General features: G+C 26.4%; 15 protein-coding genes. 7 read left to right on the forward strand and 8 right to left on the reverse strand.

From position 1 onward, the window contains the following. Window positions 1–278: 278 nt before the first annotated feature. From rocF (Q0V15_RS06375) to Q0V15_RS06385, 3 genes are all read right to left on the reverse strand, one after another. Window positions 279–1,190 carry an arginase gene (gene rocF, locus Q0V15_RS06375; RefSeq protein ID WP_297437141.1) on the reverse strand — a complete coding sequence of 304 codons (912 nt, stop codon included), beginning with the start codon at window positions 1,188–1,190 and terminating at the stop codon, window positions 279–281. Window positions 1,191–1,283: 93 nt separating this feature from the next. Further along, window positions 1,284–2,192: an arginase gene (rocF, locus tag Q0V15_RS06380; RefSeq protein ID WP_297437143.1), complete on the reverse strand. Its 909-nt coding sequence runs from the start codon at window positions 2,190–2,192 to the stop codon at window positions 1,284–1,286. Window positions 2,193–3,114: 922 nt separating this feature from the next. Next, window positions 3,115–3,549, reverse strand: a complete 435-nt coding sequence (locus tag Q0V15_RS06385; protein ID WP_297437145.1) for a globin domain-containing protein — start codon at window positions 3,547–3,549, stop codon at window positions 3,115–3,117. Between the two features lie 408 nt (window positions 3,550–3,957). Here Q0V15_RS06385 and Q0V15_RS06390 point away from each other — a divergent pair, with 408 nt between their 5' ends. Continuing rightward, a complete protein-coding gene (locus Q0V15_RS06390) occupies window positions 3,958–4,980 on the forward strand; it encodes a hypothetical protein (RefSeq protein WP_297437147.1) in 1,023 nt (340 codons plus the stop codon). 857 nt (window positions 4,981–5,837) lie between these two features. Here the strand turns inward: Q0V15_RS06390 and Q0V15_RS06395 are convergent. Both Q0V15_RS06395 and Q0V15_RS06400 read right to left on the reverse strand, forming a co-directional pair. Continuing rightward, entirely contained in the window at window positions 5,838–6,875 is a 1,038-nt protein-coding gene (locus tag Q0V15_RS06395; protein ID WP_297437149.1) for a CPBP family intramembrane glutamic endopeptidase, read from the reverse strand. 298 nt (window positions 6,876–7,173) lie between these two features. Further along, entirely contained in the window at window positions 7,174–8,439 is a 1,266-nt protein-coding gene (locus tag Q0V15_RS06400; protein ID WP_297437151.1) for a competence/damage-inducible protein A, read from the reverse strand. Between the two features lie 366 nt (window positions 8,440–8,805). Between Q0V15_RS06400 and Q0V15_RS06405 the strand changes: the two genes are divergently transcribed. The 4 genes from Q0V15_RS06405 (at window position 8,806) to yjeM (ending at window position 13,913) form a co-directional block, all read left to right on the forward strand. Then, window positions 8,806–9,669, forward strand: coding sequence for a DMT family transporter (locus Q0V15_RS06405; protein WP_297437153.1), 864 nt, complete (start codon window positions 8,806–8,808; stop codon window positions 9,667–9,669). Window positions 9,670–9,860: 191 nt separating this feature from the next. Continuing rightward, the gene (locus Q0V15_RS06410) at window positions 9,861–10,751 is read left to right on the forward strand and encodes a LysR family transcriptional regulator (RefSeq protein ID WP_297437155.1); all 891 of its coding nucleotides are present in this window, start codon (window positions 9,861–9,863) and stop codon (window positions 10,749–10,751) included. 110 nt (window positions 10,752–10,861) lie between these two features. Then, complete coding sequence (locus Q0V15_RS06415) at window positions 10,862–12,280, forward strand: cation:proton antiporter (RefSeq protein ID WP_297437157.1); 1,419 nt, start codon at window positions 10,862–10,864, stop codon at window positions 12,278–12,280. Between the two features lie 70 nt (window positions 12,281–12,350). Then, complete coding sequence (gene yjeM, locus Q0V15_RS06420; RefSeq protein WP_297437159.1) at window positions 12,351–13,913, forward strand: glutamate/gamma-aminobutyrate family transporter YjeM; 1,563 nt, start codon at window positions 12,351–12,353, stop codon at window positions 13,911–13,913. Between the two features lie 35 nt (window positions 13,914–13,948). Here the strand turns inward: yjeM and Q0V15_RS06425 are convergent, their stop codons facing one another. Beyond that, window positions 13,949–15,484, reverse strand: coding sequence for a hypothetical protein (locus Q0V15_RS06425; protein WP_297437161.1), 1,536 nt, complete (start codon window positions 15,482–15,484; stop codon window positions 13,949–13,951). A gap of 163 nt (window positions 15,485–15,647) precedes the next feature. Beyond that, window positions 15,648–15,881 carry a hypothetical protein gene (locus Q0V15_RS06430; RefSeq protein WP_297437163.1) on the reverse strand — a complete coding sequence of 78 codons (234 nt, stop codon included), beginning with the start codon at window positions 15,879–15,881 and terminating at the stop codon, window positions 15,648–15,650. 279 nt (window positions 15,882–16,160) lie between these two features. Between Q0V15_RS06430 and Q0V15_RS06435 the strand changes: the two genes are divergently transcribed. Next, complete coding sequence (locus tag Q0V15_RS06435; protein WP_297437165.1) at window positions 16,161–16,727, forward strand: hypothetical protein; 567 nt, start codon at window positions 16,161–16,163, stop codon at window positions 16,725–16,727. An 82-nt stretch (window positions 16,728–16,809) separates the two neighbouring features. Here Q0V15_RS06435 and Q0V15_RS06440 read toward each other — a convergent pair whose 3' ends face one another. Continuing rightward, complete coding sequence (locus tag Q0V15_RS06440; protein ID WP_297437167.1) at window positions 16,810–17,865, reverse strand: hypothetical protein; 1,056 nt, start codon at window positions 17,863–17,865, stop codon at window positions 16,810–16,812. Between the two features lie 339 nt (window positions 17,866–18,204). Here Q0V15_RS06440 and Q0V15_RS06445 point away from each other — a divergent pair, with 339 nt between their 5' ends. Then, window positions 18,205–18,708 (forward strand): hypothetical protein, encoded by a 504-nt coding sequence (locus tag Q0V15_RS06445; RefSeq protein ID WP_297437169.1) that lies wholly within the window; start codon window positions 18,205–18,207, stop codon window positions 18,706–18,708. Window positions 18,709–18,734 lie beyond the last annotated feature (26 nt).

An 18,734-nucleotide genomic window follows, 5' to 3' on the forward strand; every position in this document is an offset into this window, starting at 1 on the left:
TCCCAATAGATAAAAACATAAATCTATTTGCTAATATTTTAGATTTAAACTTACCTGTTTTAAAATAATTTAGTCATAAAATAATTTAGTCATAAAATAATTTAAATAAAGCATAGCTATAATTTTTTTATAGCTATGCTTTATTACTTTATTCAATATTAAAACTCTTATTTCTAACTATAAAAAAGCTGTACTAAAACACTACTTATGAATGTTTTAATACAACTTTCTCATTAATCTATAAGTTTAAAAGTTTAAAATTCAATTATAAGTTTAAATTATTTTGTAGCATCTGCCATACATTTTGAAATGTACTCAACAACTTTTAAGCAGTTATCTGTTGTTGTTTCAAATTCAAGACCTGGATTATACTCTGCAAAATCAAATACTTTGATTTTTCCAGTTTTAAATAACTGACTAAGCATAATTTTTGTGTCTTGAACTGTTGTTCCATCTATAACTGGTGTACCAGTTCCTGGAACAATATTTGAATCCATTGAATCGATATCGAAACTAATATGGAAGTTGTTTATTCCTGAAGCATTCATCTTCTCTGTAACTTCAACCATTATAGCATCTATTCCTTTAGTTCTGATATCTTCACTTGTCCAAAGGTTAATGTTGTGTTCTTTTATTAAATCAACTTCACCTGGATCAAGATCTCTTTGAGCTATTAGATATACATTTTTAGGTTCAATTTTCTTACCTTCAAAGTATATGTTTTTAAGCTCATCAGCACCGAATCCCATTGCAGCTGCAAGAGGCATTCCATGGATATTTCCACTTGGGCTTGATTCAGCAGTATTGATATCACCATGTGCATCAATCCAAACTATTCCGTAATCTTTACCAAAAGCTTTAGCAGCTCCTGCAGTTGTTCCAAGTCCTAAAGCATGATCTCCACCAAGTGTGAAAGGTATAGCCCCTGATTTAATACTTGAATATACAGCTTGTGCTAAGTTTTCATTTGTTTTGATTATTTCATCAACCCATTTCATTGTTGATCCAGCAGCAAATTTCTTTGAAGCAGGTTTTTCAGGAACTATTAAATCTCCTAAATCATGAACTTCATTACCATGCTTAGCTAATATATCTATAACACCGTTCTCTCTTAATTTTCTTGGTCCTTTTTCTACTCCAAATCTATCACATCCGTAGTGTAATGGAATACCTATAACATCTATTTTCATTATTAATTTCCTCCTAAGTTTTATTTATATACCTACTTATAAATTTACTATATTTCTTATTTACTATTAATTATTGGTGTTCAAAAGCTTCTCCTACTTAACTTTTGCGAATGATTTAGCTATTGTATCTAACATATCTATACAATTTTCTGTTGTAATTTCATCTTCTAAACCTGGGTTAAACTCAACAAAGTCAAATCCTCTGATTTTTCCTGTAGCTATTAATTTCTCTAAAAGATATTTAGTTTCTTCAATAGTTGTACCATCTATAACTGGTGTTCCTGTTCCAGGCACTAGTCTTGAATCTACAGCATCTATATCAAAACTTAAATGGAAATTATTAATTCCTGATTTTTTCATAGCTTCTAAAACTTCTTTAACTGTAATTTCGATTCCTCTAGTTCTGATAGAAGGACCATCCCACATTTTTATATTTTCATTTTTAATTAATTCAACTTCACCTTCATCAAGGTCTCTTTGAGCTATTAAGAAAACATTACTTGGCTTAACTTTTACGCCTTCAAAGTAAATATCCTTAACTGATTGTGCTCCAAATCCCATTGATCCACCAAGAGGCATCCCATGAGTATTACCACTTGGACTTGATTCTTCTGTATTTATATCTCCGTGAGCATCTATCCAGATAACTCCATAGTCATCACCATAAGTTTTAGCTGATCCAGCAACTGTACCAAATCCTAAAGCATGATCTCCACCTATTGTTAATGGAAGTGCTCCAGCAACTTGTGCAGCATGAACTGATTCTGCTAAGTTTTCATTAGTTTCTATTATGTGTGAAAGATACTTCATTGTAGTATCAGCTTCAAATTTATTAAATTCAGTTTCTTCTTTTATATATAAGTTACCAAAGTCAAATACTTTGTGTCCTTGCTTTTCAAATAATTCAACCATTCCATTTGCTCTTAATACGTTTGGTCCATTTTCAACCCCATGTCTATCACATCCGTAATATAATGGAACTCCAATTAGATTTATATCCATAATTCATAACCTCCAAAGTTTGTATTTTTTTATTTTGTAGATCTTGCAATCTTACATCATCGCCTTGTCTACAATTCAAATCTTACGCCTTTAGCTGAGTCTGTGCAAAAAGATTAATATTCGATTTATATAGGTTAGATAGTATCTTTTTTGCGTGCAAAAAAGATTTTATACATTTTTTAGAATTAATTCATTAAAAATACTATCTAATCATTGTTATATTAATAATATTTTCACATTATGTTCACGCTATATTAATATAACTGTATATTTTCCTTAGCTTAATGCATAAATTTTATACATTTTTTTGTAACTACCTTTAATAAAATGCCAATTTACCTTACTTTTAATTTACAACTTTATTACCAACCTTCCATCAAATGAATAATTATTAACTTTTTATACACCTCTCCAAATATAAATCTTCTATTTTTCTTTCTATTTTATTAACTATAATGCAATTTTTCTTGCATTATATGCTTTTTCATAATCAAAATCTTATAAATCTACTATATCTTTTATCAAAAAGGAATTATCCCTTCAAAAAAATAAAAAAAATAGACTTATTTTCATAAATCTATTTCCAATGTGTATAATTTTCATATAAAAATCCACTAAATCATTTTTTATTTGCTTTTGTAAATGCTTTGGCTTTCTTACTTAGAATGTATCTTATAACAAGAAGTATTATGTAAACTATAAATATTCCTATTGTTAGATGTAAATTATCACTTTTATATAAAACTATAAAAAGTGCAATGCAAATGATGGCAAAGCTAAAATTATATATTTTTGCAATTTTTACTATATCCAAAAAAATCTCTCCCTTATTTATCTTTTGTTCCATATAAATATACTACTTTTTTCTAAAGAAATAAATAATAGGAAGCCTTTATTTAAAGACTTCCTATCTATATTATACTTATTTAGCTTCGTACATTTGTTTTTCAACTGCTATAAATACATTTGCTATTTCTCCATAAGCTTTTCCCCAAGCTTCTATAACTTCATCTGTTGCTGCATCACCTAAAACTATTTGAATAGCTTTAAGAACTCCTGCTCCAACTATTGGATAATGTTCTGGTTTAACATTTGTATTAACATGTTTTTTACCAATTCCCATAACTGCTGGTAAAATAGTTTCAAGTTTATCAATATTTTCTGCTGCTGCAAGAATTGCCATTGCTAAAGCTTTTGGTTGCTCTCCTGTTTTTTGTTTATGCATATCAAACATTGGTGCTACTTCTGGGTGATCCTTAAATAAATTTTCATAGAATACCTTTGTAATCTCTACTCCATGCTCTTTTAAAGCTGGAACTGTACTTTTAACTATATCTATTGTTTTTTGATCTAACATATTAAAATCTCCTCTTTTGTAAAATTATTTTTTTATTATTAAAGCTTCTGCCAAAATATCTACTTATATAGGTAGTTACCTTTTAAATTTATTCTCTTTTTTCTATCTTATCAAATAATATCATACAAATTTTAAAAGTGCAATATTAATACCCTTTTAAAATTTTCCAAATGAATTGTATATGAATTTTTTTTAAGCTTTTTCATTTATACTTCATTTACAGTTCATCATAGCTATATTCCTATGTATTATTATAGTTCTTGTAACCAATATTTTGACATAGTTAGTTGGTTATATTAAATATAATTTATATATATCTCGTACTATAGTAATTTATATTTCAAGAGATATAAATTAAAAGAAAATTATAAAATATTATATAAAAAACAAATGATGAGGTGACCAATAATGAATAAAAAATTAGTAAGTTTATTAATGAGTGGTGCAATGATTGGAGCTGTTGGAACAGGAGCATATGCTACTACAAGTATACCTACTGCTCAAAAAACACAAAGTGCACAAGTTCAAAATCAAACAGCTACCAAATCTACAACTGCTGTAGCTTCTAAAACTTCAACAGCTATAAATACTACTTCAAAAAAAGAAGTTAAAGCTCCTAAAATAGGTGTAAATTATAGATGGGTTAAATCTGAGCTTGAGGCTGGTAAAACTGTTTCTCAAATTAAATCAGAACTTACTGCTAATTTTAATGCTAATATGTCAAAACTTGTATCAGCAGAGAAAATAACACAAATTCAAGCTACTAAAAGAGAAAAAACTTATGCAAAACATTTAGAAAAAGCTAATATTTTCAAAGGAATAATTTCTAATGGACAAGTTATGAAAGACTTAAAAGCAGGAAAAACTTTAGCTGATTCTCAAAATACAGTTATAACAAACAGAACTGCTCATATAAATAAACTTTTATCCGAGAAAAAAATAACTCAAAATCAAGCAACTAAAAGAATTGATACTTTAAAGAAAGAAGTTTCTAAAGGACATGGTATTTTTGTAAATGAAGGTTTAGTTCATAGAGCAAGAAAAGAAATTGATGCAGGAAAAACTGTTGCTCAGGCTAAACAAGATTTAATTCAGCAAGCAAATGCAAAAGCTGAAACTTTAGTTAAGTCTGGTAAGATTAAATCTGAAAATTTACCTAAGGTTGAAAAAAGAATTCAAAATAGAATAGATCATTCATCTGCTTTTAAACATTTAAGTAATATTAATTGGGTTCAAAAAGCTTTAAATGATGGTCAAACTGCAACTCAAATTAAATCTACTTTTGTAAGTCATTTAGATAAAAAGGAAGCTAAAATTGTAGCTAATAAAAAACTTAGTACAACTCAAATTAGTAAAATTAAAACTCATATAACAAACTTACAAAAAGCTATTGGTACTAAAAGTATCTTCGCAAATATTATGAATAAATAGGTTAATTTATAAGACTACCTAAATATATTAAAAATCTGAAATATTTTATTATCTAAAATAGGACTGCTTGCAGTCCTATTTTTTTTGAAAATTTATAGATAAATTCTGCTTTTTACATATAATATATTAGGATTTACTTCTTAATACAATAAAAGGAGGTATTTATATTGAAGATTGATGAAAGTGCTATTGTACATTTAGATAGATTGACTATATCCGCTAAAAATAAAAAAAAATCTTTAAGACTTATTAAATCAGGTTGTTCATGACATCAAACATTTAAAATTGTTCTGGATGAACAAAAAACTACTGATTTAGTTTATTGTGATAGAGGTTATAGAATTATTATTGATAAAAATCTCTCTCATTACATTTCTACAAAAACTATATGTTATAGACAGGTACTTGGTGGTTATAAACTTGTTTTGCGTTAGTTTCTTTTAAATTTTATTTTCATTATATCTCTTAAATTCTTTTATATAATTTTAAGTTATTATATAATGTATTGAAATTTAAGTTTAGGAGGTTGTATTTATGATTATTAAAATTCATTTTAATGCACTTAAGCATCTTGATAAATTAGTTGATGCTAGTGATGATAAATCAAAAGTTATTAGAATTAAAAGTAATGGTTCTTCTTGAAGTGGCATCAATTGGGATATTGTTCTGGATGAACAAAAAGATAATGATGTTATGGTTGAAGATAAAGGCTATAAAATTGTAGTTGAAGAAAACCTTGCAAGGTTATTTTCAATTGCCACTATAGAATATAAACGAACTTTTGCTGGTTATAAATTTGTTATAAAATAATATATTTATATATAAGAATAGTCTGAGCCTTCGGCTCAGACTATTTTTTAAAATACCATACTAACCATAGAATATATAAATATTATACATGCTATTATAAATGGTATATTAACTGCTTTTTCATTTTTAATTTCTTCTTTTGATAAATTAAATTCTCTAGTTACATTTATACCAAAGCTTGGCTCCATAAGACTTTCTATATCATCAAGTCTTACATAATCTCCAGTCATATTCTTTTCAAGTTCTGCCCTTACTCTTTTTCTTCTTGTATTTTCAAATACTTTTATAAGCTTACTTATTATAAAGAATCCAACTAAAGCTATAACCCCATAAAATAATCCTGTTGTAAGTTTAGCCATCAATGGTAATGAATTTAATTCTTGCATTGCAGCACTTGGATCAATTATTGTTGACTCTCCCATCATTTCCATCATACTTGTTAGCATTCTTTGAAGTAATAATTGTGATGTATTTACTACAAAGTGAGCAATCATTGCTACATATATACTATTTGCAGCTCTTACCATATAACCAAATATAACTCCCATTGCAAATGCATACATAAATTGATGTGGATTCATATGTATTATTCCAAATACAAGACCAGACATTAATGCTGCAATATGCTTATTCTTAAAATCATATCCTGATAAAACAATTCCTCTCATTGTAATTTCTTCACTTATAGATGGTGTAACTCCCATCATTACAATCATAATCCATAGTGGTGTTGTATTTAAATCATTCATCATTCCTGCAACATCATTTGTAAAGAAAAATGATGATATATATGCAAAGAATGCCATTACTGGCTGTGCTATAATCCCTATTCCTATAGCTACAAGTATATCAAGTCCACCTATTTTATTTAATTTTAAAACCTTTTTAAAGCTTTGCTTAGTTATTAAGATATAAGCTATAGCTGGTAATATAAACATCAAAATATGTGTAATTATAAGTCTTACTGGTAATGATGTTTCTACTGGGATTAATGGTCCAAATATTGGTCCTACAAAAAATGGCCAAATCATTATAAACAGAAAGAAAAAACTAGCTCTGAGTATCGGTCCTTTTTTAAATTTCATTATTTAATTGTCCCCCTCGGAAATTTTTTATTTGTAACGTTAATTTTATTAAGTAAATTTTTTATTTATTTTGTATATTTTTTTAGATTACTGGTAATACTTATTATTGAGGCAATAAGCTTTCTTATAATAGCCTCTCCCCCATTTTATTTTTATAGCAATCTTCAGGAAACCTCTTCCAGAAGATTGCTCTTTTATTATATATATATAACTCTAAGCAAGCTTAGAGTTATTTTTTTTGAAAATTTTGAGTAAATTTTTACCATATTTTAAGATATTATTTTCCTATTAAATTTAACTACTTAATTTCTCGTCTAACTAAATCAATAGCACTTAAAACACTTCTTTTTCTAACTACTTCTCTATTTCCAAAGAAATTACACTTTATAGCTTTAACTTTTCCATTAATATATAAACCTATATATACAAGTCCTACTGGTTTTTCTTCTGTTCCCCCATCTGGACCTGCTATTCCTGTTGTAGATAAACCTATATTTGTCCCTGCTTCTTTTGCTATTCCAATAGCCATTTCTTTTGCAACTTCTTCACTTACAGCCCCAAACTGCTCTAAAGTTTCAGCTTTTACATCAAGTCTTCTCATCTTAGCTTCATTACTATAAGTAACCACACCTTCCATAAATATCTCTGAAATTCCAGGATAGTTAATTAAAGTTCCAGCAAGTAATCCACCAGTACAAGATTCAGCGGTACTAATAGTAAGCTTTTTATCAATTAAAAGTTTTGCAGTAACATGTTCTATAGTTTTTTCACCCTCACCATAGAAATTATCTCCAAGAATCTTTTTAATTTCATCTGCAACTGGTTTAATAATTTCATCACACTCTTTTTCATTTTTACTCATAGCTGTAATTCTAAGAATTGCTTCCGTATCTTTTACATACGGTGCAATAGTTGGGTTAGTCTGATTTTCTATAAGGTGTTTAACCCTTCTTTCAACTTCTGATTCTCCAATTCCAAACACCCTTATTACTAAAGATTTAAGCATTGAATTTGTTTGTTTTAAAAGATATGGTTTAACAGTATTATCAAACATAGGTTTCATCTCTCTTGGAGGTCCTGGCATAACAACTATTATTTTATCTTTTGCATTCTCTCTCTCTAAATCACAAGGTCTTTTTCCAATTAAAATAGCTCCTGGAGCTGTTCCATTAGGATTTTCTAAAATAATTGCATCACTTGGGAAATATGCTTGTTTTTTATTTGATTCTGGTATCTCTGTTCTACCAGCTTTTTTCATATAATTTTTAAGTGCATCTAGTGATGGTTCATGTAGCACAAGTTCTTTACCAAAATATTTTGAAGCAAGTTCCTTTGTTAAATCATCTTCTGTTGGTCCAAGTCCACCTGTTGTAAATATAATATCGCAGCTTTCAAATGCTCTATCAAATTCTTCTAAAATTCTCTCTTCATTATCTCCTACAACTGCTTGGTGATATACATTAACTCCAATTGCTGCAAGTTCTTGTGACAAATATTGTGCATTTGTATTTACAATATCACCAAGTAAAATCTCTGTTCCTATAGCTAAAATTTCTGCCTTCATTTGTTTCACCTCTATAATATATTTTTATTAAATAAACTCAATATTATTCTATTTCTTCTTTTAAGAATAACAAATTAAACCAATTTAATAAATCTATTTATATTTTACCACTTTTATTTTTACTTATTATTTACTTTTTAAAAAAAGTTCAAATAATATTCTTACTTTATTTTTTGTTAATCGTTTAAATTTGTTTTACTTTAAAATTTTGTTGTATTAATATTAATAGTATTGCAGTACATACTTATAGGCTTTCTTATATATTAAGTCTATATCCATTTAAAAGTACATATCTACTATTTTAGTTTTGTAAACACTATAAATTTTAGAAAGTTAGCTTTTGAAATAAAATTTTAGGAGTATAAAATGTCAAATTCAAATAAATCTAAAGGAATTATTTTTATGTTACTTGCAACAAGTTCATTTGCAACAATGAATTTATTCGCAAAACTTACAATAGGCGTTAATCCTTATCAAAAAACATTTATATCAAATTTTGTTGCAACTATAATCGTTTGTATTATTCTATATAAAAATAAAGAATCTTTCTTAGGTTCAAAATCTAATAGATGGATTCTTTTAACTCGTGGTATTATGGGTACAATAGCACTTATAACTAATTACGCATCATTACAGTATTTAATACTACCAAATGCTACAATTTTATCGAAACTTGCTCCATTTTTCACAATAATTTTTTCATTTATATTTTTAAAAGAGAAGATTACTAAGGTGCAAATTTTAATATTATTAGCAGCTTTTGCTGGAAGTTTATTTGTTGTAAAACCTACACTTGATGCTAGCGTTATTCCTTCTCTTATAGCAGTTTTATCAGCGTGTGTAGCTGGAATTGCTTATACTATGATTAGAAAAATAGGAACTAGTGAAAGTTTTTGGACTGTTATATTATCATTTACAGGAATAGCTACAATTGTAACTTTCCCTAGTATGTTTTTTAATAATGAACATATTTTAGGATTAAATCTTATATATCTTATTTTATCAGGAGTTTCATTTACTCTTGGTCAGGTATTTTTAACACTTGCATATAGACATGCACCAGCTTCTGAGATTTCTGTTTATGATTTCTTTGGACTTGTTCTTGCAGCAATTTATGGATTTGTTTTATTACATGAAATGCCTGATGCAATGTCATGGATTGGATATATAATTATAATATTAATTTCTATGATGAATATTTCATATTCTAAAAGACTTTCAACTAAATAAGTATATAAATATTTAGAACCTCGCATAGCGAGGTTCTTTTTTTCATGAAAAAATCGCTATTTTTTACATCCATTATTATCCTTTTAAATGTAATCATCCATATATTATACGTTACATAAAGATATATATAACTTATAATATATATATCTACAATACATAATTAATTTTAATATATATAGGAGGTTCTGCTATTGGAATTACTACAATTAAAATATTTTCAAAGTGTAGCTAAATATCAAAATATCACTAGAGCTGCAAAAGAACTACATATATCACAACCATCACTTAGTATAACTATAAAAAGACTTGAAGATGAATTATCTGTTCCTCTTTTTAATAGAAAAGGAAAAAATATAGAGCTTAATCAATTTGGAAAAGTATACTTAAAACATATAAGTTCAATTTTAAATGATTTAGAAAATGCTAAATCAGAAATTTTAGAACTTGCTGGTGTTAGAAACTCTCATTTATCACTTAGTGCAACAACTACCCACTTTGTAAGTGGTGTTTTAAGAGATTTCATACTAGAAAATCCAAATATAACTATGACTCAAACTATTAATTATGAAAAATCTATAATAGAAAATCTTAAAAATAGAAGTATTGATTTTGCTATAACATCCCCAATAATAATTGAAAACAATATTGAAAGCAAAGAGTTGTTAGAAGAAGAAATTGTTGTTGTTGTCCCAAATACTCATAAACTTTTTAATGTTAAATCTATATATTTAAAAGATTTATATCTTGAAAACTTTATAAGTCTTACTGAAAATTACTCATTTAAACAAGCTAGTAACTTACTTTTTGAACAGGCTGGGTTTACTCCAAATGTAATATTTGAAGGTGATGTTAGTATTATCTCAGAGCTTATGCTAATCAAAAATTCAATTTGCCTTGCTCCACTTTCAATATGTATTAAGCATAATCAGCCCGATTACTCAATAATAAGACTTAAAGATAAAAATAATACACGAAAAATTGGATTATCTTATCCTAAAGGTATTCATTTATCTGAATTATCAAAAGATTTTATAGATTTTACAATAAATTATTATAAAAATTCTTGGTATAAATTAATATAACTTAAAGGTTAAAGTAGAATTAAACTTCTACTTTGACCTTTTTTATAAATATAAATCAACTTTTAGGCAATACTAATTTCATATAAACAAAAAGAAGGTTGTGATTAAACTTGGAAAGCACTATAAATTATAATTCTCTACTTGTTATATCCATAACTGCTTTTATAACACCATTTTTGGTATCTAGCTTAAAAAAAATCAAGATTCCCTATCAAGTTGGAGAAATCATAATTGGTGTTGTTATTGGTAAAACTCTATTGAATTTAATTACACCAGATATAACTATTATATTTTTATCAAACCTTGGTCTTGCTTATCTTATGTTTTTAAGTGGACTTGAGGTTAATTTTGATGATTTTACTTCAAAAAAATCTGACAAATCATTTTTAGTTATTTCAATAAAAATGCTAATATTCTCTGCAATAATATCTTACTTATTATCACTCACAATTTTAAGACTTATAGGTATTAATGGTGGTACAAATCTATTTACACTTATCTTTATGGCATCTTCACCAGGGCTTGTACTTCCAATTTTAAAGCAAAAAAATATGCTTAAATCTGAATTTGGGAAAGTAGCTTTAACTTTCAGTATCCTTTGTGAATTTATCGCTATAATTGGAATTACTGTAATTTTTTCAATTTCAGAACATGGTATGAGCTTTAAAAGCTTCGAATTTGCACTTATTTTTATATTTGCAATAGTTCTATATTTTATTGCTAAACTATTTATGAAAAAACATGATTTTTCTGCTCCATCATTTAAAAATTTACACCTTATGGTTAGAGCAGCCTTTGCACTTATTTTAATTCTTGTAGCTATTGCACAAAAATTAAATACCGAAATTGTGCTTGGTTCATTTTTAGCTGGTTTGATATTCTCTCTTCTTATAGGAAAAGCTAAAGAAGAAATTTCTCACCAGTTAGATATTATTGGATATGGATTTTTGATTCCAATATTCTTTATAATGGTTGGAGCAAATGTTGATTTACGAGTTGTTGTTACAAATCCACTAGTACTTGTAACAGTTATAGTTTTAACATTAATATTCTTCATTGTTAAACTTATACCTTGCGTACTTTTAAAGAAAAAATTTGGATTTAAAGAATCTTTAGCTTGTTCTATGATTTTAACTCCACAACTGAGCCTTGTTATAGTAGCTGCTCAAATGGCTTTAGAGTTTGATTATATAACCAATATTGATTATTCAGCTTTTATAATGACAACTATTGTTTCATGTATTATCTTCCCTGTCATTTTTGATAAACTAACTTATAAAAATAATGAAAAAGTAGTAGAAAGTAAGGAAATGATTATACGAGAGGTTGTTTTTAGTAGTATTTCCTTAGAAGAAAAATCTTTAAAGGATTGTAAATTCCCCAGTGGTTGTAGAGTTTTTTCTATAATTCGAAATGAGCAAGAATTTATGCCAAATGCTAATACAAAACTTGTTAATGGCGATTTAATAATACTTGCTGGCGAAAAAGATAAAGTATACGAAACTATGGAGGTTCTTGGTGAACATTAAAATTTAATAAATCTATTATCAGGTCGCATAGACTACTTGATAGTAATGATACTAAAAGGAGATTTTTCTTATGCATAGTACAAATCCAAATGATCCTGATAAACTTCAAGAGTCAGAATCATTAATCGAAGAACAAAATGAAAAAAAACAGAAAAATTATAAAATAGGCTTTTGGTCATTTGTAGCTATGATTTTCATGACTGTTTACGGACTTCGCAATGGTCAACAAATCTTCTATCAGATGGGTTATGCCTCAATTACATATGTAATAATTGGTGTCATCTTATTCTTTATTCCATATACATTTATGATTTCAGAAATGAGTTCTGCATTTAGTCATAGTACTGGTGGTATTTTTTCATGGATGAAAGAAACTGTTGGAATAAGATTTAGTACAATCGGTGCTTTTTTATGGTATGTATCAGCAATTATTTGGTGGTTTAGTATTAGTTCTATTGCTATTACATTCTCTGCTATGATTTATGGAAAAGATGTATCAGAAACATGGCGCTTATTTGGACTTAGTAATACAGCTACTACTTCATTAATTGGTATTGCTTGGTTTTTAATTATTGTATTCTTTTGTAGAAAAGGGATTAAATCTATAGCTCTACTTACTAATATTTCTATGCTTATTACAATTGTAATGCATATAGTTATTCTTGGTGGTGGACTTCTAGTTTTTGCTTTATCAGGCTTTAAATTTTCAGAAGGATTTAATTATACTGGTATTTCTTCACTTTTCACTGGTCCTAATAGTTCTTATAATAGTGTACTTGGAATGTTTGGGTTTCTAGTATTTGCTATCTTTATTCTTGGTGGAATGGAATCTAGCGCTGGTCTTATAGATAAAGTAGAAAACCCTAAAAAAACTGTGCCTAAAGCTATGATATTATCTGGTGTTATAATTTCAATACTATATATTTTAATAGTTTTAATTTCTGGTATGGATTTAAATTGGGCTGCTACATTTGACCATCCTAATGTAAATTTATTTAACTTTCCCATTTATATGGTGCAACAAGAGTTCTTTGAACTTGGGACTTATATAGGTCTTTCAAATACTGCATCAATTTCACTTGGTTTATGGGTTAATAGAGTTACAACTTGGTTTACTTTTATAGCTCTTTTAAATCTTCCACTTATACTTTATGCCCCAATAAAACAAGTTTTTGAAGGGCTTCCTGATGGAATGTTACCTAAATTTATAACTAAGAAAAATGAACATGGAATGACAGAAAATGCATTATATATACAATCAGCTATAATTGTAGTTGCAATGCTTTTAATTGGTTTTGGTGGTAATACTGCTAATACAATTTATAATAATCTTTCATTTATGGTTACTATTACAACATCTATTCCTTGGGCTTTTATTGTTTATTCTTATATAAAATTTAAATTAAATGATAATATAAAAAAGGAATATCAATTTTTTAATAAACCTATAGGTGTTTTAGTTGGATGTATAACTTTACTTACTCTTATAATAGCTGATACTTTTTCAATACTTGATCCATTTGTTAATGGGAATATTCAAAAAGGTCTTTGGATAATTTCAGGACCTATCATCTTTGGAGTTATTGGATTTATTCTTGCTCAAAGATATATATCAAAGCAAAAAAAACTTTAATAAAGTAAAAGTGCGTTCCGAAGGAACGCATTTTTTTAAATTTCCACCTTATTTTTAGTCATAAACTCTGTATTATCTACAATATTAATACTTGAAATACTCTTAGCACTTTGTAAAAATGTACTTGTAAAAGTATACCCTTTTTCTCTTTGCCAACGCTTTACATCCTCTTCTGTCTCTATATTTTCTATACTATTTTCAAACTTCGCATCATAACACTTTCCAAACTCTAAATAATCAGAAAAAAATCCATTATCAGTATCTATATTAATTCTTAAATAATTCGCTCTATCTAAATACTGCTCTTTTGCCCTAGCTAAAATCATAAATAGTTTTGATTTTTCACAAAATACAACTTTAATACTCTCTTTCTCTAGCTTCTCTGTTTTTAATATTATATTTGTTTTTATAGAATTTTTAAGTGCTGTAAGATATTCTGTTAAAAATATAAATTTGAAATTCTTAGAATTTATAGAAACATCTATAAAGCCATCAGTTCCTTTTATTTCAACAAGCAATTTCACCTTATAAAAATCATCTTCAAAAGTAACTTTACTTATTCTTAAAAATCTATATGACTTCAAAATTTTCATATAAGAACTTAAAAGTTTCTTTTCAAACTCACTATAATCTATATTTTCAGAAGAAATAAATTCAGAATAATACTCCTTCATATTATCTATATCTGTAATTTTTATAAAATCATCAATACTTTCACATTCAAGTATCTTATCTACAACAGCTCTTATTCTAATAATCTCATTATCTATGCTAACTTTATCAAAGTCATTTATATTATTATTCTCATATATTAATTGACTAGCAATATTATATTCTCCAATACTTAACTCCTCACAAAAATTAAACATTTCAATAGCTTTCACTTCAAAATCTATATTTCCTTCACTCACAACCATAAAATCTTTCCCATCTGCAAGTTCTAAAAGTCCATTACCATTTGCACCTAAAATTTTCTCTTCATATAAATTATTACTATATATCCTAACTCTAGCTTCATCAACATTTCTTCTAAAGTATAATCTATTATCTGTTTTATTATATATTTTTAATTTTAAAATTTTCTGATTATAATAATTAACTGCAATACTTATAAAAAATTTGAATTTTTCTTTTTCAAATATAATATCTTTTTCAAATGCATTAATAGATATAAGTCCATCTAAATTAACTTTTACCCCATCTTGTGTATCAACAAAAACACCTAAATCTTTTTTTTCTATATCATAAAACTTAAACCTTGTAGAAAAGACTTTATTATTTCCAAGTATCCAATAATACGCATTAGCTACAACCTTATTTTCATCAATAACATACTTATCAGCAAGTTCTATGTACTTACTATCTTTAAATGCTTTATCAATTAAAGTTTTTATAATAAGATATATTTTATCTTTTTCATCTCCAAATCTCTTTTTAGAAGATTCAAGTAATATCGCATCTAATATTCTAATATCTCGCTCTTCTATTCCCTTAGCAACATTGAGTATTGCCCCTTTATAGTCTAATTTCATTTTTTTTCTAATAAATAATTTCTTCAAATTTTCTAACATTAGCTTAAATACTCCCTTAATTATTACTCTAATTATAATTATATTTAGAAAAAACTATTATTATTAATAAAATTTTAAAGTTCTAATTACTTTTTAATATTCATTCCTCAAAATATAAATCAAAAAAAATAGACCTAAATTCCTTTAGCTCTACAAAACATATTTATAAATTTTTACAAACTTTCATTAAATAATTTCCTTCATTACATTCCTTGGCTATAATACTAAAATTTAATTCCTCAAGCATAGAATAAATCATACTAATATCCTCATTATCAAGACTTATAGTTGAAATAGAAAAATCATCATCTCTTTGCACTATTCCTATATAATCATATATATTGCTATAATCACTTAAATTCATTTTCCCTCTAATCTCCATTTTATAATTCCCCATAAATACACTAAATAAGTATTACTTATCTAGCTACCCCCTCCTCTTAATTAATAATTTTCTTTAGTTTATATAAGACCTTGTTAATTTATGCATTTATCATAAATTTTATACTATTTTGCTCACAACCAACTAAAATTTGGGTAAAAAACCATAAAAGCTCTTTTTAAAAGCATAAAAAATCATAATTTATAAATAATACTAATTTTAATTTCAAATTTTTTAGTATTATAATTAATACATAAGTAATCTATTTAGTTCTACACTATTAGGAGTGATCTTATGTTAGTTTTTAATGAAACAGATAAATTTAAAAAATTATTAGCTGAGTTCAAAGAAGTACCTTCATTAATTGAACTCACTCTCACTGATTTCCATTCATTATCTAACTCTATTATAGAATCAGATAAGAATTTCAACTATGTTTATGGTATAAAAGATAGTTGTATTTTACTTGGTGCAATGGCACATCGATTAGATACATATTGTCCTATTCCATTAAAAAAACGTTTATATAAAAATACATTTAAATCTAAAGGATTTAATCCACCTCCACAAATCCAAAATTTAAATGACTCATATTATATACAAGTTTACTTATCAAAAGAAAAACTATATATATATGAACTTGATAATTGTGCAAGAGTTTTAAATGCTCATATTATTTTGATTAATAAAATTAAACGTATTATTGATTCTAAAGATTATTTAACAATAGAATCAATAACTGCTCATAGCACAGGATTTATTTCATTTAACATAGTTAAATCAGATACAAATACAAAGACACTCGATACTTTACTAAAATTTTTAGATAAAACCTCTAAAATTTTAGTAAAAGACTTTTAATACACAATAATTAGAATTTTTTCTTTCTTAAATTTCTAATAAAAAAGGAACTATATTACTATATAGCTCCTTTTAATTTACTCTAAAATGCTTTACCAATTATCCCATCTAAAATACAAAGTTCTTCTAAAGCACCAAGTTTTCCATGCTTATACTTAGTTAAAATAAGAACTGCAATACATGCAATAATTTCTCTTATAAGATTTAAATCAACCTCTTCTGCAAGCATTTCTACAGTTGCCTGTATTAATGTATAATCTATTTTATTATTTAACATATCTATGTGGAAGCTACTAATATCTCTAGCTGCTGTATCTATAAAATCAAGACCTAGATATCCTTTTCTGTTAGCAAACTTCTCAAGTGAAGCTATAACATCATCTAAATCTCCTCTTAGTTTTACCCCACTTATTCTACAACAATTAGCAACTCCTATATCAACTGCATTATCACCATAATCTTTTATACTTAAATTAAGAAGAACTCTCAATATGTATAATGAATTATTATAGAATTTAACTTTAAATATTGATGTTTTAATATTATCTTCATCAAGCTTTATAATATTAACCTTTTCTAAATATACTTTTCTAATATAGAACATATCAAAATTTCTAATAATATACTTTATAAGAATTTTACTTACCTCTTCATCTTGTGGCTTAATAATTTTAAAAACATCTCTTGTATGTAAAACTAAATTTATCTTATCTATATTAGACTCAAGTCCTGTTGCATAAGATAAAGCACTATCTAAAATTAATCCTCTAAGTTCTGTAACTGTATTCGCAGATGTTCTATTAAACTTAAGTGCATAATCTGATAAAACTGCTCCTATAGCTTCTCTACAATAACTTGCAATAAATGCAGCATATACTCTAACTGGAACAACAATTTCTCTTGGATTAGTATCTTTTACTAAAGAAACTAAATCTAAAGCTCTAACAACTTTTTGTGGCTCAAAACATATATCATCATCAAAATCATCTTCTGAAAAACTATGATCCTCTTCAAGTTCTGCTAATATTTCTTTTAAATTGTTATATGATGATGCATCTATAGTCCCACTCATTCTATAACTAACAACATCTAACATAATATCCTTAGCTTTTGCCTTAATCTTTTCTGGCGTATCCATATTTTTTTTAAATCTTGATAACATAAAATCACTCCCAAATTTTGATATCTAGTATCTCATTTTCTTTTGTAAACTATTTAAAATAGTAAAATTTATTTTAATACTAAATCATTTTAGAAGTCTTTTCAACTAACTAGCAATAATCTTTTTATATTAAAAATGATAAAATATAGTATTTTTTATCAAATCATCAACCAAATATAAATTAATTAAAGCCTCACCCATTCATTTATAGATTTTAAGCTTAAAATAACAATCTTTGCAATTTGAAAATTTATATTTTTTATGTATATATTTAATATATACATATATACATATGTAACGTTAGGAGTGAGCAAAATGACAAACCCAAGACAAAACTTAGAAGTACTAAGAGAAGCCAAAGAAGAAGAAAACATCCATAAAGGGCATAAATATAAACTTATTAAAGATTTTAATGAAGATAAAGAAGATGGACAAAAACTTGTTAATAAACATAATCCTACAAAGAAAAATATAGAAACTATTATTTTATCATTAGATAAAAAAGGAACTAACTTTTTACACTCTAAAAAAGTTAATATGAAAGATATTATTGGTACATCAAGAGTAGACCTTGAGCATTTATCATGGAAAGACTCATTAATATTTTTACAACAGTTCGCAAGCTTTCTTCCTATGAAAGAAATAAACATACCAAAATTTTTAGAAAAGATGGAAACTAATAATTTTATTGAAACATTAAAATTAATAGAATATCCTAAAGATAGTAATAAATATTATGTTTTAGATGGAACAAACAGAATTGTTTTAGCTAGAAATTTAGGTCTTGAATGGCTATATGCTGAAGTATTCTCAGTATAAAAAGAGCATTAATGTATTTTTATAAA

Origin of the sequence: uncultured Clostridium sp. (assembly GCF_947036855.1) — a bacterium.
Classification (GTDB): domain Bacteria; phylum Bacillota; class Clostridia; order Clostridiales; family Clostridiaceae; genus Sarcina.